Raw genomic sequence first — 20,567 nt, 5'->3', positions numbered from 1 at the left:
GCGCGGCGCGGCACATTCAACTCAATGTTGAAGATTAAGTCTCTTTACGGGCGCCAGTCTGTTTGCCGCTTTGGCTGGCAGCTTGCGCAGCGGTTTGCGCCGCCGTCGCTTGGCCGCCCTGCATATTGCCGCTTTCACGGCCGTCGGCGCCGCTCTGGCCGCTTTGCAGGGTCTGGCTGCCGCGCCCCTCGTTACCACGCGATTGCTGAGCGCCATCTTTGTTGAACGAGAACGGATCGGTGAAGCGCTCCACCGCATCCTGGTGCTTACGCAGGTTTTTTTCCGTTTCTTCCGACGTGACGCGCGCCACTTCGTCGGCCAGCGCCTTGGCGGTGCGGCTGGTTTCCTGCACGTGCTCTTCAGCGACCTTGGACAGATCAACGTGCGTGTCGGCAGCAATACGGGACAGGTGCTGCTGATAAGCGCGCAGCTTTTCAGCGGCTGGCTGGGCATGGGCCGCGGCTGCGGCCAGCGCCTCGGTCGGACGATGGGCGGTGATGACCTGCTGGCCGGCCTGCGTGGTTTCTTCCAGCAGGGTTTGCGCCAGCTGGATATTCAGGTCGCTGTACTGTTGAACGGTGCGGAACAGCGATTTGGACATATCGTTGAAGAACGACAGTTGCGCTTCCAGGTGCGTTTTTGCTGCAGGGGTGACAGTTTGGGAGAATGGATACATGGATTTGCCTCGAAAGTTAAGTGCCGGGAGTTATTCGCACTGCGATTGCAGCGCGAACATCAAGGCTACGTTAGCTCGATCGGCCTCGTTTGATCTGCGTCAAACGTGTCGCTACTTCCCCGTCAGGCGCTGTTGCTGCGTCACGATGCCGCACGCAAATAACAGCAGGGCCGCCAAGCCATAACAGACCACCGACGCCGGCGTCGCCGCGCCGTTGAAGCCGGCTACATCCCACCACGGCACGCTCGCCGCCTGTGTCGCCACGTACATGCCGAACAGGAACAAGGCCAGGAACAAGCGCGCGGTACGGCTCCAGGTGCCCAGCAAGGCGGCGGCCGCCGACAAGGCCAGCACGCCGGCCAGCAACGCCAGTGCCCGCAGCGGCGCCTGCGCCAGCCAGCGCAGCAATGCCGGCGCGGTGAATAGCAGCGCCAGCGCGACGCTGGCCATCCATTGCGCCGCGTAGGCACGCAGGCGGCCGCCGGGCGTGGCGGCGTTCAAGGCTTCGACGTCGTACTCCGCATCGCGCACGCTGATGTCGCTGATGAGCACGCCCCACAACAGGATCGCCACGCAGACGACCGTCCCCAGCTGCGTGCTGCCGGCCACGCAGCCAGCCACCAGCAGCACCAGTGCCGCCAGCAGCGCCACCGGATTGACGACCAGCGTTAAGGCCAGTTGCGTCAGCGCCTGGCCAGCGACACCCGGCACCCGCGCGGCCAGGCCGAACAATGGCCGCACCAGGCGCGCGCACGGTTGCAGCCAGCGATTCAGCAGCGCCAGCGGCGACCAGCCGCCGCGCACCGACCGCGCCCGCACCCGGTCTGGCGAAAAACGGTGGAACAGCAGCAGCGCCGGCAGCAAAGGCAGCAAGGCCAGCAAGGCGCTGCCGAGCCGGCTCCACACCATGGTCAATGTCCACAGGGCGTCCGGCAACACGCGTGGCGCGCGCGCCGGGTCGAAGTCGCCGCCGCCGATCACCAGGCCTTGCGATGGCAGCACCTGCTGGATCGCGCCGACGATCGCGCCGAGGCCCGAGAAATCCAGCAGCATCAAGGGCTGCCAGCCGTTGCGTTCGCCGGCGGACACAGCGCCCACCGAGAGTTGTGCCACCCACACCAGGAAGTACAGCACGTCGCCGCCCTTGCCCATCAGCGGCGGCCAGGCGTCGAACAGCAGCACCATGCTGGCGGTGAAGAACACCAGCGGCAACAGCACCAGCGCATAGGTCTGCAAATAAATCGCCAGCTGCACCGGACCGTCGCCGCGCAGCACATGCAGCACCAGCATGGTGGCCAGGAAAATCAGCAACAGGGCGCACAAATAGGCCGCGTTGCCCAGCCAGCGTCCCAGCAGGAACACGGCGGACGCCAACGGCGTGGCGGCCAGCACCGCGCCGATACCGCTGCGCACATCTTCGCCCATGCGGCCGCGCGCCAGGTAGAAGCCGGCCAGGCCGAAGAACAGGCCGGTCAGTGCCGCGCTGCCCATCGCCAGGCTGATGCTGGTGTACGCCACACGCACGTTGTCGCTGACAATCATGGCCTGGCCCTTGGCGGGGTCGCCGACCATCAGCCAGGTCAGCACAATCAACGCCAGCACCGCCACCAGCGTGCCAGGGCGGCGCATACGCAGGCGCACCTCGGTCAGCAACAATACCTTGAGCGCGGCGCCGCCGTGCGGCGTAAAGGCCGCCGTCATGCCGCCAGATCCTGGCGCTCGCGCACGGCGTAACGCTGCGTCATCAGGGCTTCCTCCAGCGTCGGCTCGGCGGGCAAGGCGCCGGCCAGCGGCGCCGTTGGATGGGCGATGCGCAGCGTGACGCCCTCTGCATGGCGCTGCGCCTGCAGCACCTGCAGCCCTGCGCTCAGCCGCTCGTAATCCTGGGTCGGCACGGTGACCGACCACACCTGGCTGCGCGCCCGCTGCACAAAGCTGTCCGGCGTGTCGCAGGCCACCAGCCGGCCTTGGTTCATGACGGCCAGCCGGCCCGCCATGTTTTCAATATCGGACACGATGTGGGTCGATAGCAGCACCAGCTTGCGCAGGCCAATCTCGGACAATAGGTGGCGGAAGCGCAGCCGCTCCTCTGGATCGAGGCCGGCGGTCGGCTCGTCGACGATCAGCACATCGGGATCATTGAGCAGCGCCTGAGCGATACCGAGCCGGCGCTTCATGCCGCCGGAGAACCCGGCCGCCTGGCGATCGGCATGGTCGTGCAGGTTGACCAGTTCCAGCAAGCGGCGAATCCGCGCCGGATCACGCACGCCCTTGAGCGCGGCGAAATACTGCATGAACTCCAGCGCGCTCAGGTTCGGATACACGCCGAAATCCTGCGGCAGGAAGCCAAGCCGCGCCCGCATGGCGTCGGGCTGTTTGACGATGTCTACGCCCTCCAGCAAGATCTGCCCACCGGTGGGCCTGGCGATGGTGGCGATCATCTGCATCAGCGTGGTCTTGCCGGCGCCGTTGTGGCCGATCAGCGCCGTCACGCCGGACGGCAGCTCCAGGTTAACGTCGTCCACGGCACGGACATTTTTCCCATAAACCTTCACAACATTGCGTAGTTCGAGCATGGCACTCCTGAAATGAAAACGGGGCCGTCAGCGGTCCCGTAAGCTGGAGTTTAATTCTACCGTGTTATTTAAATAGCACCGAGGCTTTTTGCACGGTAATGGCAACGCCGATCGCCAGCGGAATGCCAACGGCCAGCCAGCCGAAGGCCACCGCCACCGGGCTGGTCACGCCGTTCGACGCCACTGCCGCGCCGGTCGCCGCCGCTGCATCACGCTCGTGCGCCAGCTTCTTCTCGGCGGCCAGTTCGGCGTCGGTCATGAAGTGCTTGTCGGCCACCGGACGCACCAGCAGATTGCAGATCAAGCCAACCACCAGCAGGCCGGCCAGCACGTACATGGTGATGTCGTAGGCTTGCGCTTTCGGCACGCCGTTGGCGATTTGGTACTCGCGCACGTAGTTGACCAGGATCGGGCCGAACACGCCGGCAGCCGCCCACGCGGTCAGCAGGCGGCCGTGGATCGCGCCCACCATCTGCGTGCCGAACAAATCAGCCAGGTAAGCAGGTACGGTAGCAAAGCCGCCGCCGTACATCGACAGGATGATGCAGAAGAAGCCAACGAACAGCGCCAGGTGCGCGCCATGCGCCATCGACGGAATCGACGCGTACAAGCCCAGGCCCAGCACGAAGAAGATGCCGTAAGTCGCCTTGCGGCCCAGATAGTCCGAGCACGACGCCCACACGAAGCGGCCGCCGATGTTGAACAGCGACAGCAAGCCGGTGAAGCCCGCAGCAATCGCCGCGATCTGCGCTTTCTGCGCGGTATCGAGTTCATTGAAAGTCTTGGCCACGCCCAGCAACTGGCCGCCGAAGATTTCTTGCAGCAGCGGCGACGCCATGCCCAGGATGCCGATACCGGCGGTCACGTTCAAGCACAGCACCAGCCACACCAGCCAGAATTGCGGAATGCCCCACACCTTGCTCGCGTGCACGTGGCGGGTGGTGATCATCGCGTTGGCGTTGGTGGCAGGCGGCGTCCAGCCTGCTGGTTTCCAGCCGGTTGGCGGCACGCGGTAGGACAGCGCGCCGGCCATCATGAACACGAAGTAAATCGCAGCCATGACCAGGAAGGTTTGCCACACGCCCACCGAATCCGGGGTGGCGAAGTATTTCATCAGCTTGTCGGCCAGCGGCGCGCCGATCATGGCGCCGCCGCCAAAGCCCATGATGGCCATGCCGGTTGCCATGCCGCGGCGATCCGGGAACCATTTAATCAGGGTCGACACCGGCGAGATGTAGCCCAGGCCCAGGCCGATACCGCCGATCACGCCGGAACCCAGCCACATCAGCCAGATCTGGTGCTGGTACACGCCCAGCGCCGAGATCACCAGGCCGCCGCACCAGCACACGGCCGACACCACGCCGGCCTTGCGCGGGCCGGCGTGTTCCAGCCAGCCGCCGAACAACCACGCGGACAAACCGAGGAACACGAAGAACATGGTGTACATCCAGCCCAGCATGGAAATCTGCCAGTCGCAGCTGGACGACAGGATGCGTTCCAGCACGCCGATATCGGCCGGGCACGCCAGCGATTCCTTGATGCCCAGCGCCTTCGACAGCGGCAGCCAGAACACCGAGAAGCCATAGGCCATGCCAATGCACAGGTGAATTGCCAGCGCCGCAGGCGGCACCAGCCAACGATTGAATCCGGCACCGGCGACGGTGCGTTCCTTCTCTAGAAAGTCCAACAAAGCCATGCAGTTTTTCCCCAATAAGTGTTTCTTATGAACAATATCGGGCGCAAGAATAGCACAAGTGCAATTGTTATGGGATACGTTTCAGGTCGTCCAGCGTGAACCAAAGTTCTTTGCGTTGCAGCGGCGTGGCCGGCGACAGCAGCGGATTCGGCAGCTGGATCAGCACCCGTTTGTCCAGGCGCGCTTGCCGGATCAGCGCACCGTAGTGGACGTAAAACAGCTTCTCGAAGCTGCCATCGGCCAAGGCCGTCTCCAGGCCGCGCCGGATCGCCTCCGCCAGTGCCGAGTTGTTGCGATTGACGAAGAAGTAATCGGCGGTCGGGTAGCGCACCACCACGTAAGGATCGACCACCAGCTCGGGATGGCGGGCCACCTCGCGCCAAATCTCATTGACCGAGCGCGGCACCCAGTCGATGCGGTTGGCGTTCAGCATGCCGAACAGCGTGTGGTAGATGGTAATCGGCTGCACCGGCACGCCGCTGTGGCGCAGGATTTGCAGATCCGGCCAGTCGTGGCCCTGCCCGGCGTTGAAGTGTTTGAGGTCGTCCAGGCCGCGCACCGATTGCAGCAGATCCCTGTGATCCGAGCGCAGCAGGCCGATGCGCCAGCCGATCAGGCCGCGCGTCATGGGAATGCGGATCGGCAGCAGCTTGGTTTCGCGCTCGGCCGAGGTCATGGTGCCCACCACGTCGATGCGGCCTTGCGGCGATTGCAGTTCGGTCAGCGCGCGGTTTTGCTGCATGCCCAGCGGCGACACCTCGGCGCGGTACTCGCCGCCAGCCTTGGCCAAGGCCAGCTGCAGCAAGGCGATGCCGTATTCGCCATTGTCGCCGTCGCTTTCCACGCGCGGGTAATACACGGTCGTCGGCGCCGCCAGCGCCACGCCGCACCACCAGCAGACGATGAGTAAAAGGTAGCGCATGGCCAGTAACTTTCAAGGATGTATCTAGTTTGATCCTACGCCTGCCCCACGATATTATCAAGCTGCCAATGGAAATTGCAACAGCTTACGTTGCGGTGTACACTGGAGTCTTCTTGCCGAAGGGAAATATCATGGCCATCGCCGCGCTTAGTTCTGGAGTGACCGGTCTCAACGCCGCCGAGCGCGCGTTGGGCAATAGCGCGCACGCGATCGCCAACATCGGCACCCAGGGTTTCCAGCCGTCGCAGGCGGTATTCCAGGAAAGCGCGCCGGCCGGCAGCGGCGTCTCGATTTCCATACGGGGCCAGGAACTGCTGCAAGTTGAAGCGCCGAGCGCGACCAACCTCGCAGTGGAAACCACCAACTCGCTGGTCTACAAAGCGCAATTCGACTTGTCGGCCAAAGTGATTCAAGCCGCTGACCAGAATCTTGGCACCCTGATCGACATCAGGGCGTAACGCTATTTCTTCTCCAGCACCGTGATGCTGCCGTCGGCTTCAAGGAAGATGCAGCGGGCTTGGGCGAGTTCGACGTCGGCTTCGCGCAGGGCCTGGTGGACGTCGCTTTCGGCGATGCGGCATTTTTTCAGCACGCCGTAGTAAATCTGGCCGTCGCGGCCGAGCAGCACGCTGTCGCCGTCGATCAGGCTGGCCAGCCGCTTGCTGCGCGACGATAGCCACGCCAGCAGCATGTTCAATGCAATCAAGGTGCACGCGATCAGCAAGCCGCCGGCCACCGAATCGTCACCGCCCGAAAGCGAATTCGAGACCGCCTCGCTGAGCAGCATCACCACCAGCAAATCGAACGGCGTGAACTGGCCTACCGTGCGCTTGCCAGACAGGCGCATCAATACCAGCAAGGCGCTGTAGACCACCACGCCGCGCAGTATAAATTCCCACCAAGGTAAGCTTAGATCGAACATGCAGCCAGCTTACCTGCCGCGCATCGGGGATTACGTGCGCGCCCTCACCCAGCGGCGCCGAAGCGGGCGACTGATGACTTTGACGTATGGCACACTGAAGCCTTCCGAGACAGACAGGAATCAGTATGAGCACCGGCCCCGATGATGACCACACTCCGCAACCGGCCACGCAGCAACGCCGCGCCTCCGACCACGGCGACCGCCGCCAGCACGAACGCAAGACCCGCCACGACCAAAATACGCCGCGCTACCTCGATCCTGGCGACACCGTGTTCAGCCTGTGGGGCCGCGTCATCATGGCGCGCTACCGGCGCATTGCGGCGGCGGCCACGCGCCACATCATCCAGCGGCCGCTGCACATCGGCGTCTCGGCGCGCATCTTCCATCCCGAGCCCGGCGCTACCGGCCTGCGCAGCAAGAACCTGCAATACCTTGAAGAATCGATCGCGCAATGGGTGATGTCGCGCGACGTGCTGGTGTTCATGATACCGACCGTGAACACCGAGGGGCTGCTGCATCCATCCAACATCCGCCTGCGCGACTACGCCAAGCACCTCGACGGACTGGTGCTGCAAGGCGGCGCCGATGTCTCGCCGCAAAGCTACTCCGAGGTGCCGACCCGGCCCGAGTGGTCGGGCGACCGCGCGCGCGATATGTACGAACTGGAGCTGCTGCACGAATTCGTCGAAGCCGGCAAGCCGGTGCTCGGCATCTGCCGCGGCTGCCAGCTGATTAACGTTGCCTTCGGCGGCACGCTGTACCAGGACATCGCCACCGACGTGCCGGAGTCGCTGGCCCACGTCAACGACGATTACGACCGCAACCGCCACGAAATCAGCTTCCCGGCCGGCTCCTCGCTGGCGCGCATGCTGCACGGCCAGGGCAGCCGCCTGGTCAACTCGATCCACCACCAGGCCGTCAAAACACTGGGCCGCGATATGTCGGTCGAAGCGCTGTCGGTGCCGGACAATATGATCGAGGCGATCCGCTACCGCAAAGCGCCGTTTGTGATGGGCCTGCAATGGCACCCGGAATTCCACCGCGCCGGCGGCGTCGAACTGCTGGACTGCACCGGCATCCTCGATAACTTCTTGCGCGTGGCGCGAGAGACACGTTTTTGACAGGCATGCAGCACGAAAGTGATGCCATTAATAATGTATTTTGATTGAATGCTATCACCGGGTGTAGACTGGCGATCTTCGTAGAACTGGATGCACTCCATGAGATGCCAGCGTAGCAACGCCCTACTCATCGCAAGCCTGCTGTTGGCCCCGCTGGCTTGCGCGGCGCAGGACACCATCCATGTCGCCTACGCCGAGCGTCCGCCCTACTTGCTGCAACAGGCCGACGGCTCGCCGGCCGGCCTGACCGGAACGCCAACCACGGCCGCCTTCAAAGCCGCCGGCATCCCGGTGCAATGGCACATCGTGCCGACCAATCGCCAGCTGGCGATGATCAAGGATCCCAAGGGGCTGAACTGCACCATCGGCTGGTTTTCGGTGCCGGAACGGCAGGCCTACGCCAAGTACACCAAGGCGATTTACCGCGACAAGAGCTGGCTGCTGCTAACTAACGCCGCATTCGCCGAGCGCGGCATCACCACCATGGCCGAGCTGGCAAGCCAGCGCGACATCCGCGTGCTGGTCAAGGATAATTTTTCGTACGGCGGACTGGATAAATTCATCCACAAATGGCATCCGGTGGTGGCCGTGTCCACCGCCTCCACGGTCAAGATGGTGCAGTCGGTGGCCAAGGGCGCGGTCGACATGATGTTCGTGTCCGAGGACGAGGGCAACTACATCCTCAAGAACGAGGCTGGCGAGTATGCAGCCAGCCTGCGCCTGCTGCAATTGAAAGACATGCCGCGCGGCGGCGACCGTCACATCATGTGCAGCAGGGCCGTGCCGGACGAGGTGATCGCCCGCTTGAACAAGGCCATCACCTTCAAATAATCAGCGGCCGCGGAAGCGCTGAATCGCTGCATCCACCACGCCCTCCACGCTGCCGCTGCGGTCGAACTGCTGGCGCAGGTAGTGGGCGTCGCTTCCCTCGTGCGTGATCTGCACCAAGTGCTGCAAGCCGGCCGTGCCGCCGAGCGCCGCGCCGTGCGGCTCCATCTTGCGCAGCGTGGTCAGGATATCTTCGCGCAGCGACAAGCTCTCGTAGGTTTTCGGATGTACGACCGTGCCATCGAGGCCGAAGCGGCAGGCCTGGAAACGATTGTAGTTGTAGACGAGGTAATCGTCTTCCGCCGGCGCTTCCTCTCTCCGCTCCAGCAGGTAGCGGCACAGCGCCTGCAAGTACACGGCCAGCGCCGCCGCCCGCTCCACCGTCAGCGGCGTGTCGCACACGCGCAGTTCGATGGTGCCGTATTCCGGCTTGGGGCGGATGTCCCAGTAAAAGTCCTTCATGCTCTTGATAACGCCCGTGTGCTCCATCTTGGCGAAGTACTCGTGCTCAAAGGTCGACCAGCTTTGCGTGAACGGCGCGCGGCCGCTCATCGGGAAGGCAAACACCGAGTTCAAACGCGCGGAGTTGAACAGCGTGTCATTCCCCTGCACGTACGGCGACGATGACGACAGCGCGATAAAGTGCGGCACGTAGCGGCTCAGCGCATGCAGCAGGAACAGCGCGTCATCGCCCGACTCGCAGCCGATGTGCACGTGCTGGCCGAAGATGGTGAACTGCTTGGCCAGGTAGCCGTACAGCTCCGACACTTCTTTAAAGCGCGGCTTGGAGAAGATGCGCCGCTCCGACCATTTCTGGAACGGGTGCGTGCCGCCGCCGCAAATGCCGATGTTGAGCTGCTCGCCCGCCTGCACCAGGGTATCGCGGATCAGCTGCAACTGCGCCACCAACTCGGTGTGATTGGTGTGCACGTCGCTGTTAATCTCGATCATGCTCTCGGTGATTTCCGGCGTGACGTTGCCGGGGAAAGGCTTGCGGCTCAACAGATGCAGCAAGTCCGGGCTCGATGCGGTCAAGTCGAAGTCCGACAAGCTAACCAGTTGCAGTTCCAGCTCCACGCCCATGGTGAGCGGCTGCGATGATTTGAATGCTTCCAATGCCATTATTTTTCCTCCTGCGGGGTTTCTTTCGCCCAGTGCAGCGCGCGCTGGGTGATGACGGGGCCGACCACTTCCAGCAGCAGCGTCATCGCCGCCAGCGCCGCCAGTTCGTCAACCAGCACGATCCCCATGTATTTCGTCTGCTCCAGCAGCAGCGTGACAAACACCGACATCGGCGACAGCGCGATACCGGTCAACAGCCCCTTGCGCCACGAGATGCCGCCAACGTGCGCGAACGCCGCCACGCTCGCAGCCTTCACCACAAAGCGCGCCAGCAGCAGCACCACCGCCAGCCCGGCGCCGTCAACCACGCGCTCCCACTCCAGGGTCGACACGGCAAACACAAACAGCAGCACCGTCAGCAACTCGCCGATGCCGCCGAAGTTACGTTCGGTGCGGCTGAACGCCACCCGCTTGTGGCGCGCCGCAAGGCCGAAGGTCAGCGTCGCCAGCACCGGCGACACGTCAAACGCGCGCGATGCGGCCACCAGCAGAATCACGCCGAGCGCAAACGCCACCGTGCCATCCTGCGCCAGCGCGCCGAGGCGGCGCAGCACCAGCGGCACAATGAAGCCCATCAGCGCGCCCATCGCGGCCGACACCAGCAACTCGATGCCGCTGTGCGAAATCGCCTGCGTCAGGCTGCCGGAGGTCTGGAACACCCAGAAGCCCACCACCACCTTGAACACAAACAGCGCAATCACGCTATTGATCGCCACCAGGTGCAGCACGCGCTCGGTCACTTGGCCCGAGCTATCTTCTTCATTAATCACGCGCAGCACACCGGCCGGCGAAGTGGACATGGCCAGCGAGGCCAGTAACAGGGAGGTCAGCGGCGGCATGCCGGTGACATGCGAGATCAGGTAGACCACGCCGAAAGTGGCGGCCGATTCCACCAGGCCGGTGACGGCAATCCAGGGATTAATCCGCAACCAGTGCAGATTGATGCGATAACCAAATTCAAACAGGATCAGACCGAAGGCCATATTAGCCAAGATGGTCACATTGCTGGAAGCGCCGCTGCTGAGCGCTTCAGGAAATGCCTGTGCCAGTAAAAAACCAATCAAACCGTAAACACTGATGCGCGGTAGACGCGTCCATCGATGCACGAATTCCCCCGACAGCCATGCCACGGCAATCGCCAGCGGCCAGCCCAGATCGGCCAAAATGCCTTGAATATCCGGCATGTACTTCTCCTTTTTAAAGATACTTGTACAATTCTGGACTATTACCAGCTTTTTCACTGTGCGCTGGGGGACATAAGGAAACAATTATGCTGGAACTTGTCAGCGAACACGCTTGCTATGGCGGCGTACAGCGCTTCTACCGTCACGATTCGCGCGAGATCGGCCTGCCGATGCGCTTCTCGGTTTTCATGCCACCGCAAGCCGGGCACGGCGCGGTGCCTGCGCTGTTCTACCTCGCGGGCCTGACCTGCACCGAAGAGACCTTCATGATCAAGGCCGGCGCGCAGCGCGTGGCGGCGGAACTGGGCTTGATGCTGATCGCGCCGGACACGTCGCCGCGCGGTGCTGGTGTTGAGGGCGAAAGCGAGAGTTGGGACTTCGGCGTCGGCGCCGGTTTCTATCTCGATGCGACGCAGCCTGGGTGGGCCAAGCACTATCGCATGTACAGCTACATTCATGAGCTGCACGAATTGGTGGCGCGGGAACTGCCGGTCGATGCATCGCGCATCGGCATCTTCGGCCACTCGATGGGTGGGCATGGCGCGTTGACCATGGCGCTGAAACGGCCGGACGTATTCCGTACGGTGTCGGCTTTTGCGCCGATCGCCGCGCCGTCGAAATGCCCGTGGGGCGTGAAAGCCTTCACCGGTTACCTGGGCGAAGACAAGGCCGAGTGGGCGCAGTACGACGCCAGCATGCTGATGGCGCAATCGAAGACGCCCTTCCCGGCCGGCATCTTGATCGATCAAGGCTTGGGCGACAAATTCCTGCAAGAGCAGCTGTACCCGCAAGCGTTTGAAGCCGCGTGCATGAGCGCAGAGCAGCCGCTGACCTTGCGCCGGCATGAGGGCTACGATCACGGCTACTACTTCATCTCAACCTTCATCGAAGACCACCTGCGCTTCCACTACGAGGGTTTGACGTTGCCTGTCGCCTGAAAAGCGGGCGGCACCAACCCAACCCGCACACCGTTGGCGTCAGGGTCTGACCCCGTACGGGGTCAGACCCTTTTGCTAGGGGTACTAAAAACAGCACGCCTGCTAAACGCCTGCAGCAAAAGCATGCGCCGCACCCCGCATAAAAAAGGCCGTGACGTTTCCGTCACGGCCTTCGACATAACACGTCCGCTTAAGCGTTGGCAGCCTTGCCCAGCACGCTGCGGATAGTACCAGCCAAATCCTCTGCCGAGAACTTGGCCACATACGCATCCGCACCCACGCCCTTGACGTGGTCCTCGTTGGTCTTGCCCGACAGCGACGAGTGAATCACAACCGGGATCTTGCCGAAGCGCGGATCCTGCTTGATCAAGCGGGTCAGCGTAAAACCATCCATCTCCGGCATTTCCAGGTCGGTCAGCACCATCGCCACGCGGTCGGTGATCGGCAGGCCTTCGGCCTTGGCGCCTTCTGCAATCGCTTGCAGACGATCCCACGCTTCCTTGCCGGACTTGGTCATGATGAAGTGCACGCCCATCGCTTCCAAACCTTTTTCGATCAGGTTGCGCGCCACCACCGAATCGTCGGCAGCCAGCACCACGGAACCCGGTTTCAGCAGCACTTTCGGGCCGATGGTTTCCGGGTCGATGTCCTCGCGCTCCGGTGGCACCAGTTCGCGCAGGATGGTTTCCACGTCCAGCACCTGCGCCAGGCGGGTGTTCTGGGTGTCGCCGTCAACGCGCGCGATACTGGTGACTTTGCCGCCGGCCGTGCCTTCCGCCGTCAGCACCTGGCTCCAGTCCAGGCGCACAATTTCATCCACCGATTCGACCGCGAACGCTTGCGTGGTGCGCGCGAATTCAGTGACCAACATAATATTCAGACCGGTTTTTGGGGTCACACCGACGATGCCTGGCAAATCCAGCACCGTGATGATTTGTCCGCGCAGGTTCACAACGCCCAGCATGTGTGGCGGGGATCCGGCCACAGCGGTTACTTCGGGCATGGCCACGATCTCGCGGATTTTGAAGACGTTGATACCGAACAGCTCGGAATGTTCGCCGTTGGCGTCGCCGCCAAGTCGGAACAGGAGCAGTTCGAATTTGTTGGAGTTGGTTAAGTTACTGCGCTCATCAACTTCCTGTTGAACAGATTTCATGGATATCGTCTCCTTCGGTGATCCACGCCTAGTATAACGTTTGCAACGCTAAGTTGTCGTACTGGATGTTGTTTCGGAGAACGATAAACAACAAAAAAGGAAGCCCGCAGGCTTCCTTTTTTGTTTGTAGTAAGTCACTACTGAATTCTGGAGCGGGAGAAGAGTCTCGAACTCTCGACCTCAACCTTGGCAAGGTTGCGCTCTACCAACTGAGCTACTCCCGCAGAAGGCACGTATTATGACAGAAAGATTTCCATTACGCCAGAGCCAGCGGCCAACTTTTTACCAGACTGCCAATAGTGTAAGCTTAGCCTCGTTTTGCGATGAACAGGGACGGGAATGGATTCGATAGAAGTCGTGCTGATCATGTTGTTGGCGGTAGTGGCCAGCGCCTACATCCGGCGCCTGCTGCCGCGCGCGATACCGCTGCCGCTGGTGCAGATTGGGCTCGGCGCGCTGATTGCGGCCAAGTCCTCGCACGGCGTCGACCTTGAGCCTGACCTGTTCTTCCTCGTCTTCCTGCCGCCGCTGCTGTTCCTGGACGGCTGGCGCATCCCGAAAAGCGGCCTGCTGCGCGACAAGGGCACCATTCTTGAACTGGCGTTCGGGCTGGTGGTGTTCACGGTGATCGGCGCGGGCTTCCTGATTCACTGGATGATTCCGGCCATGCCGCTGCCGGTGGCGTTTGCGCTGGCGGCCATCGTCTCGCCGACCGATCCGATTGCGGTCAGCTCGATCGCTTCCAGCTCGCCGATCCCCAAGCGCCTGATGCACATCCTGGAAGGCGAGTCGCTGCTGAACGACGCCTCCGGCCTGGTGTGCTTCCGCTTTGCGGTGGCCGCGGCCATGACCGGCGCCTTCTCGCTGCAAACCGCCGCCCTCACCTTCGTCTGGCTGGTGGTGGCCGGGATTGCGGCCGGCGTCGGCCTGACCATGGTAGTGACGTGGATTCAGCGCTGGCTGGTGCGCCACTTCGGCGAGCCGCCGGGTTCTCCGATCCTGGTCAACTTGCTGATTCCATTCGGCGCCTATCTCGTCGCGGAGCGCCTGCATGCTTCCGGCATCCTGGCGGCGGTGGCGGCCGGCGTCACCATGAGCTACGTGGAACTGAGCGGCCACGCCCACGCCAACACCCGCATCCAGCGCTCGGCTGTGTGGGACACGGTGCAGTTCTCGCTTAACGGCGTGATGTTCGTGCTGCTGGGCGAACAGCTGCCCGACATCTTCCGTCTTGCCGGCGCCTCGCTGGAAGAAAGCGGCCACGTGAACCGCTGGTGGCTGGTGGCCTACGCATTTGCGATCACTGGCGGCCTGCTGTTGCTGCGCATGGTGTGGGTGTGGGCCTCGCTGCGGCTGACCATCTTCAAGCAAAAGATCCGCCACCAGCCGCGCCACAAAATCAAACTGCGCCTGCTGCTGGCGACCACGCTGGCGGGCGCGCGCGGCACCATCACGCTGGCCGGCGTGTTGACGCTGCCGCTAGCGCTGCCGGACGGCTCGCCGTTCCCGGCGCGCGCGCTGACCATCTTCCTCGCCTGCTCGGTGATCTTGATTTCGCTGCTGGTGGCCAGCATCGCCCTGCCGCGCCTGCTGGCCGGCATGACCTTCCCGGCCGAGCCGGAAGAACAGCAGGAGGAAGACCTGGCGCGCCGCGCGGCGGCCAACGCGGCCATCTCCGCCATCGAAAAAACACAGATTGAATTGATGGAGTCCGATTCCTGCGTCGATCCCGAGGTCTACCCGCAAGCAGCGGCGCGCGTGATCGCCTTCTATGAGCACAAGCTGAAAGAGGTCGATCCAGAAAGCGAACAAGCATGGCGCAAGACCGACTCCGCCGAGAAGGAGTTGCGCCTGGCGGCACTGGAGGCCGAGCGCCGCACCGTGTTTGACCTGGCGCGGCATGACCACATCTCCGACGAAATCTCGCGCAAGCTGGTACGCGAGATCGACCTGATGGAAGCACGCTACCGCTAAGATGCTACGCTCCCAGACCCGCTTCCTGTTGATCGTCGCATGGCTCCTGTTTTGGGTGCTGATGGTGTCCACCGCATTGCAGGAGTATGCGCGCGACGGCGGCCATGAATACTGGAAGCCTATCCTGTGGGAGACCTCGTCGGCCTTCACCTGCACCGTGCTGCTGATGGTTCAGCGCCACCTGACACGCAAGTACGACGGGCTGATATCGTCGCCGGTGCGCTGGTTTGCGCGGCAGTTGGTGTTTCTGCCAATGTACTGGATCCTGTTCACGCCTATCGCGTTTGGGATACGCCACGCGATCTATGCCATGAACGGCGAGATCTACACGCACACGCCATGGGCACAAACCTTCTTGTATGAAGATGTGAAGATCACGGTGTTCTTCACCACCTTCACCGGCATCGTATTCGGCGTGCTGTCGTTCCACGCAATGCTGGAAGAGAAGCTGCGGGTGGCGCGCGCCAATGCCTCGCTGCGGGAAGCGCAGCTGCTACGATTGAGCCAGCAAATGCAGCCGCACTTCCTATTCAATGCCTTGAACACGATATCGTCGCTGATGTACAGCGACGTACAGCGGGCCGACGCCATGCTGGTGCAGTTATCGGACGTGCTGCGCGCCACGCTGGATGTGGGCGAGCGCCACCTGGTGCCGCTGGAGACCGAGCTACGCATCTTGCGCGGCTACGCGGCCTTGATGAGCGAGCGCTTTGCTGACCGCGTCAGCATCGCCTGGGATATCGACGAGTCGCTGCTCGGCATTGAGGTGCCGGTGATGAGCATGCAGCCCTTGCTGGAGAATGTATTCAAGCACACCGTCGAAAAGCGCCGCCAGCTAACCGCCATCAGCATCTCCGCCCAGCGCCAGCAAGACACGCTGCTGCTGCGCATAGAGGATGACAGCGGCACGCTGCAAGGCGATGGCACGGGCAGCGGCATCGGCGTGCGCAATTTGCGCGAGCGGCTGGCGGCGCTGTACGGCGAGCGCGCCGCATTCGATCTGATTCAACTCTCGCCGGCTGGCGTGCGCGCGGAAGTGAGGCTGCCATGCGCATCCTGATCGTCGACGACGAGCGCCCGGCGCGCGACAAACTGCGCCGCATGCTGACCTCCGAGCCCGGCATCACCGCCATCGAAGAAGCCCGCGATGGCGTGGAAGCCCTCGAACGCCTGCCCGCCTTCGCACCCGACCTGCTCCTGCTCGACATCCAGATGCCCGAAATCACCGGCCTCGATGTCGCCGCCTCGCTGCCGACGCCAGCCCCGCTGGTGGTCTTCGTCACCGCCTACGACGAATACGCGATCCGCGCTTTCGACGCCAACGCCATCGACTACCTGCTCAAACCCTACGACCAGCCGCGCCTGCAACGCGCCCTGCACCGCGTGCGCGACCGCCTCGCCCAGCAGCGCCCCGCCAGCGAGGCGCCACTGCCCGCCGTCACCCAACTGCTCGTCCCCGAACGCAGCGGCACCCGCATCGTCAAAGTCGACCAAATCCAGTGGATTGAAACCGCCGACAACTACGTCATCCTGCACACCGCAGACGGCGAACCGCTGATGCGCCAAACACTGGCCGGCCTGCTGGAAAAACTCGGCCCGCGCTTCATCCGCTGCCACCGCCGCGCCGCCATCCAGCTAAGCTGGATCTCCAGCATCGCCAACCTCGATAAAGGCGACGGCGAAATCATCCTCCACAACGGCGCCCGCGTCCCGCTAAGCCGCCAGTTCCGCGCCGAGATCGAAACCCGGCTCGCCTCCAACTAATCCGGCTCGCCCCACGCCGCGCCCATTTCGCCCCACGGCGATAGACGCGCGTGGAGGCCATCGTTAATCTGGCTTCATTATCAAGGAGCCAGGAATGAACAACAACCGCCTCTACTACTTCGACTGGATACGCATCTTCGCGTTCTTCGTGCTGATCCTCTACCATACCGGCATGTACTACGTAACGTGGGACTGGCACGTAAAAAGCCCGCACGCCAGCGACGCCATCGAACCGCTGATGATCCTGTCCTCGCCGTGGCGTCTCGGCCTGCTGTTCATGATCTCCGGCGTCGCCACCGCCTTCATGCTGAAGAAATTCCGCCTCGGCGCGCTACTCAAACAGCGCAGCTGGCGGCTGCTGGTGCCGCTAATTTTCGGCATGTTCGTGATCGTGCCGCCGCAAGCGTATTTTGAAGTGGTGGAAAAAGTAGCCTACCAAGGCGGCTACCAGGAATTCATGCAGCTGTACGTCACCAGCTACAAAGGCTTCTGCCGCGGCACCGATTGTCTCGACATGCCGACCTGGAATCACCTGTGGTTCGTGGCCTACCTGTGGGCCTACACCATGGCAGCCGGCTTGATCGTGTGGCTGCTGGGCGCGCGCTTCGATGCGGTCTCGAATGCGCTGGGCCGTTTGCTGAGCGGCTGGCGCATCATCGTGCTGCCGGTACTAGTGCTGGCCGCCGCACGCTTCGCACTGGTCGATCGCTTCCCAACCACGCATGCGCTAACCGATGACTGGTACAACCATGCACATTACTTCTTCCTGTTCGCACTTGGCGCATTGCTGGCGATGCAAGCGCAGTTCTGGACCAAGGTGGAAGCGCTGCGCTGGACTAGCCTGACGCTGTGGCTAAGCAGCTGGGCGCTGGTCGTCTGCTACTGGTCGATCCCCGAAGCGCTGGCCAACACGCCGGAAGTACAGCAATGGAAGCCGGTCTTCCGCTCCATCTATTGCCTGTGCCAATGGGCGCCGATCCTGACCGTTTGCGGCTTCGGCCACCGCCACCTGAACTTCGATAGCGCCAAGCGCCGCTACCTGACCGAAGCAGTGTTCCCGGTCTACATCCTGCACCAGACGCTGATCGTCAGCATGGCGCACTGGATGAAGCCCATCAAACTGGCGCCGGCCATAGAAGGCGTGTTCCTGATCGTGCTGACCTTCGCCATCAGTTTCGGCGTGTTTGAAGTGGTGCGCCGCATCGCCGTGTTGCGCCCACTGTTTGGACTGGGCCGGATTACTTCACAAACGTCAGCGTATGCTGCGCAGGCCCCGGCAGCAGCGGCGACTCCCGCCCGGTAAGCCAATCCATGCGGCCATCGAGGAAGTAAGGCGACAGCGGATGGCCGCTCTGCCCTGCCGGCATGTTGAAGATGCCCTGCTCCTCGTGGCCCGGCGATACGGTCAGACGCTCGGACTGGCCGAAAGTCGGGCCGGATACGCGCGGCATGTGCTGATCGCCTGGCAGCATGTCCGGCGCGACCTTCAGGTACTTGCCCAGCAGCGGAATCGCCGACGCCATCGGGTGCGCGCTGGCCGCCGTATTACGCTGGCCCCAGGTGGCGGCGGACAGCGGCTGGCCGTCCTTGGTCAGATCCTTGATCACGCGGTCGATTGCGGCTACTTGCAAGGCTTGCCAATCGGCGTATTGCGACGGCAGCCAAGCAGCTGGTTGCTGATCCAGCAGTCGCGCCAGCACCACCGGCCAGCGCGAACTCACCGACGCCATGCTGGCTTTCGGATCGATCTTCGCCAGTTCCACGTTGGCGCTTTCGTACATGATGTCGTACACCGCATACATAAAGCCACGCGTGATGCGATAGCCGACCGAGTCCACGCTAGCCTTGCCAGTCCAGCCATCCTTCAACAGCTTGAGCGCCTCGGCGCGTTGCGCATTGCCGGCGACGGCCTTGGCGTCCAGCGCAAGCACGGCGCGCTCGTGCCACGCGCTGAGGAACACCGCGCGGTCATCGAGGCCAATCGCATAGACCTTCTTCACATCCGTTTTCGGGCCTAGCGCCGCCAAGTCGTCGCGCACCTGGTGCGTACGCGCGCCGAGGTCGAAGCCGCCGTCGCCGATCAGCGCAGCGTTGGCGCCAGCCAGCTGGCGGCTGTTGGCGGTAGCCAGATGGCCATCCGCCGGATTCACCACTTTCGGATATTCAGCAGGCGTCAGCCAGCCTTGCCACACGCCAGCTGCATCATCAGCGCTCATTGGATAGGTAGACGCCAGGCCGGCCGGCGCGCGGCGCGGCAACGGGCCGGCGATCGTCCAGCCGATGTTACCCTTGTCGTCACCGCCCATGAAGTTCTGCGCCGGTACGCCCAGCGTGGCGGCGACTTCCAGCGCTTGATCGAGCGTGTCTGCCGATTCCATCCGGGCCAGATTGAAGTTGACGGCGCCCGGCAAGTGCGCCGTCCAGTGCAGCGCGTAGCTGCGGCCCAGCGCCTCGCGGATCGGGCCGAGCGAGGTTTCGCGCACGGCCAGCTTGGCGGCTGGCGCGCCTTTCACCAGGATGGTTTCTTCATGCACCACCGGCGTCTCCCAGCCGGCTTGCGTGCGCACCTGGCCCGGCTTGGACGCATCCGTTTCGAGCGCGATGAAGTCCATGTAGTCGCCATAGCTGTTGGTGAAGCCCCACGCCACCTTGCCGTTACTGCCCACCACCACCAGCGGTGCGCCCGGCAGCGTTACGCCGACCATGCGGCGCTGGCCGCCCTTCGCGTCCGGGAACTGCAACGCGGCGCGATACCAGATAGTCGGCAGCGAAATCCCGAGGTGCATATCGTCGGCGACGATGGCCGCGCCGGTGTCGCTGCGCCCGCCCGATACCGCCCAGTTGTTGCTGCCTACCGTGTTAAGGAATTCTGCGGCGGCTACCTTGGCCGGCGCCGGTGCGTCGGCGGCCTTCGGCTTGCCCCACCATGCAGGCGGCGCGGCCGGGATCACCACATCAGCGGCGGCGATGGTCTTGGCATCCAGCGGCGCATCCCATGGCGTCGATTCCGGTGCGAGGAAGGCGCGCTGCTCTTCGCTGGCGTTGTCCTTGAACCAGCCGCGCGCCAGTTCACGCGGTTCCTGGCTGCCTTGGAGATCAAAGTACATAGCCCAGATTACCAGCATGGTATCGGCCGGGCCCCATGCGCGCGGCGGCGAGCCAACCAGCGCATACTCAAACGGCTTGGCGCTCAGCGCATTCAAGCCGTCATTGACGCCGGCCACGTAGCGATCCAGCAGCGCGCGGTCGGCCGGCGCCATGGTTTTCAGCGCCAGTTCGGCGCGGGCGCGGAAACGATGCAAGCGATGCGATTTATCGAGCGGCAGCGCGCGTTCTCCAAACAGCTCGGACAACTCGCCAGCGGCCACGCGGCGCAGCAAATCCATCTGGAAGAAGCGCTCCTGCGCGTGCACGAAGCCGGTGGCGTAGGCCACGTCAGCGCGGCTGCCGCCACTAATCACCGGCACGCCGTGTTCGTCGCGCGCCACGCTGGCCGTGGTTTCAAGACCCGCCGCCTGGCGCGAGCCTTCCAGCTGCGCGAGGCTGCCGCGCAAATACAGCCACGCGGCGGCTATCGCCAGCAGCAGCAACACCACCGCCGCTATCAATATCCGCTTCGACCACACCAGCACCCCGTTTTTCTGCATACCATCCCCGTGATAGAAAATCATTAACTGGGGAATACTGC

Annotated in this window: 18 protein-coding genes and 1 tRNA gene; 8 read left to right on the top strand and 11 right to left on the bottom strand. The window is 63.2% G+C overall.

Annotation, left to right across the window (positions count from 1 at the left end):
- Window positions 1-34: 34 nt before the first annotated feature.
- The 5 genes from GTP45_RS08380 to GTP45_RS08360 form a co-directional block, all read right to left on the bottom strand.
- Complete coding sequence (locus tag GTP45_RS08380) at window positions 35-676, bottom strand: phasin family protein (RefSeq protein WP_161013380.1); 642 nt, start codon at window positions 674-676, stop codon at window positions 35-37.
- Between the two features lie 111 nt (window positions 677-787).
- The gene (locus GTP45_RS08375) at window positions 788-2,377 is read right to left on the bottom strand and encodes an ABC transporter permease (protein ID WP_161013379.1); all 1,590 of its coding nucleotides are present in this window, start codon (window positions 2,375-2,377) and stop codon (window positions 788-790) included.
- A complete protein-coding gene (locus GTP45_RS08370) occupies window positions 2,374-3,252 on the bottom strand; it encodes an ABC transporter ATP-binding protein (RefSeq protein WP_161013378.1) in 879 nt (292 codons plus the stop codon). The genes GTP45_RS08375 and GTP45_RS08370 overlap by 4 nt, the downstream gene beginning before the upstream one ends.
- Before the next feature lie 64 nt (window positions 3,253-3,316).
- Window positions 3,317-4,948 (bottom strand): OFA family MFS transporter, encoded by a 1,632-nt coding sequence (locus GTP45_RS08365; protein WP_161013377.1) that lies wholly within the window; start codon window positions 4,946-4,948, stop codon window positions 3,317-3,319.
- A gap of 67 nt (window positions 4,949-5,015) precedes the next feature.
- A complete protein-coding gene (locus GTP45_RS08360) occupies window positions 5,016-5,870 on the bottom strand; it encodes a type 2 periplasmic-binding domain-containing protein (RefSeq protein WP_229258376.1) in 855 nt (284 codons plus the stop codon).
- A 131-nt stretch (window positions 5,871-6,001) separates the two neighbouring features.
- Here GTP45_RS08360 and GTP45_RS08355 point away from each other — a divergent pair, with 131 nt between their 5' ends.
- Entirely contained in the window at window positions 6,002-6,328 is a 327-nt protein-coding gene (locus GTP45_RS08355; RefSeq protein WP_161013376.1) for a flagellar basal body rod C-terminal domain-containing protein, read from the top strand.
- A 2-nt stretch (window positions 6,329-6,330) separates the two neighbouring features.
- Here GTP45_RS08355 and GTP45_RS08350 read toward each other — a convergent pair whose 3' ends face one another.
- Window positions 6,331-6,792, bottom strand: a complete 462-nt coding sequence (locus GTP45_RS08350; protein WP_161013375.1) for a DUF421 domain-containing protein — start codon at window positions 6,790-6,792, stop codon at window positions 6,331-6,333.
- A 125-nt stretch (window positions 6,793-6,917) separates the two neighbouring features.
- Between GTP45_RS08350 and GTP45_RS08345 the strand changes: the two genes are divergently transcribed.
- Together GTP45_RS08345 and GTP45_RS08340 are read left to right on the top strand one after the other, a co-directional pair.
- On the top strand, window positions 6,918-7,913 hold the full coding sequence (locus GTP45_RS08345) for a gamma-glutamyl-gamma-aminobutyrate hydrolase family protein (RefSeq protein ID WP_161013374.1): 996 nt from the start codon (window positions 6,918-6,920) through the stop codon (window positions 7,911-7,913).
- A 99-nt stretch (window positions 7,914-8,012) separates the two neighbouring features.
- Window positions 8,013-8,744 carry a transporter substrate-binding domain-containing protein gene (locus tag GTP45_RS08340; RefSeq protein ID WP_161013373.1) on the top strand — a complete coding sequence of 244 codons (732 nt, stop codon included), beginning with the start codon at window positions 8,013-8,015 and terminating at the stop codon, window positions 8,742-8,744.
- Here GTP45_RS08340 and GTP45_RS08335 read toward each other — a convergent pair whose 3' ends face one another.
- On the bottom strand, window positions 8,745-9,863 hold the full coding sequence (locus GTP45_RS08335; protein ID WP_161013372.1) for a YbdK family carboxylate-amine ligase: 1,119 nt from the start codon (window positions 9,861-9,863) through the stop codon (window positions 8,745-8,747).
- Window positions 9,863-11,047 (bottom strand): cation:proton antiporter, encoded by a 1,185-nt coding sequence (locus GTP45_RS08330; RefSeq protein WP_161013371.1) that lies wholly within the window; start codon window positions 11,045-11,047, stop codon window positions 9,863-9,865. The genes GTP45_RS08335 and GTP45_RS08330 overlap by 1 nt, the downstream gene beginning before the upstream one ends.
- A gap of 86 nt (window positions 11,048-11,133) precedes the next feature.
- Between GTP45_RS08330 and fghA the strand changes: the two genes are divergently transcribed.
- Window positions 11,134-11,985 (top strand): S-formylglutathione hydrolase, encoded by an 852-nt coding sequence (gene fghA, locus GTP45_RS08325; RefSeq protein ID WP_161013370.1) that lies wholly within the window; start codon window positions 11,134-11,136, stop codon window positions 11,983-11,985.
- Window positions 11,986-12,175: 190 nt separating this feature from the next.
- Here the strand turns inward: fghA and GTP45_RS08320 are convergent, their stop codons facing one another.
- A complete protein-coding gene (locus GTP45_RS08320) occupies window positions 12,176-13,141 on the bottom strand; it encodes a chemotaxis protein (protein ID WP_161013369.1) in 966 nt (321 codons plus the stop codon).
- A 148-nt stretch (window positions 13,142-13,289) separates the two neighbouring features.
- Window positions 13,290-13,365, bottom strand: a tRNA-Gly gene (locus GTP45_RS08315).
- 115 nt (window positions 13,366-13,480) lie between these two features.
- Between GTP45_RS08315 and GTP45_RS08310 the strand changes: the two genes are divergently transcribed.
- From GTP45_RS08310 to GTP45_RS08295, 4 genes are all read left to right on the top strand, one after another.
- The gene (locus tag GTP45_RS08310) at window positions 13,481-15,115 is read left to right on the top strand and encodes a Na+/H+ antiporter (protein WP_161013368.1); all 1,635 of its coding nucleotides are present in this window, start codon (window positions 13,481-13,483) and stop codon (window positions 15,113-15,115) included.
- A 1-nt stretch (window position 15,116) separates the two neighbouring features.
- Window positions 15,117-16,175 (top strand): sensor histidine kinase, encoded by a 1,059-nt coding sequence (locus GTP45_RS08305; RefSeq protein WP_161013367.1) that lies wholly within the window; start codon window positions 15,117-15,119, stop codon window positions 16,173-16,175.
- Entirely contained in the window at window positions 16,163-16,879 is a 717-nt protein-coding gene (locus GTP45_RS08300; protein ID WP_161013366.1) for a LytR/AlgR family response regulator transcription factor, read from the top strand. Before GTP45_RS08305 ends, GTP45_RS08300 begins: the two co-directional genes overlap by 13 nt.
- A 94-nt stretch (window positions 16,880-16,973) precedes the next feature.
- Entirely contained in the window at window positions 16,974-18,182 is a 1,209-nt protein-coding gene (locus GTP45_RS08295) for an acyltransferase family protein (protein ID WP_161013365.1), read from the top strand.
- On the opposite strand, the gene GTP45_RS08290 is transcribed toward GTP45_RS08295, so the two are convergent.
- Entirely contained in the window at window positions 18,118-20,526 is a 2,409-nt protein-coding gene (locus GTP45_RS08290) for a penicillin acylase family protein (protein ID WP_161013364.1), read from the bottom strand. The two genes, GTP45_RS08295 and GTP45_RS08290, sit on opposite strands and share 65 nt — an antisense overlap.
- Between the last annotated feature and the right edge of the window lie 41 nt (window positions 20,527-20,567).

Origin of the sequence: Duganella rivi (genome assembly GCF_009857435.1) — a bacterium.
GTDB lineage: Bacteria > Pseudomonadota > Gammaproteobacteria > Burkholderiales > Burkholderiaceae_D > Rugamonas > Rugamonas rivi.
This window is presented reverse-complemented; position numbering and strand designations above follow the sequence as displayed.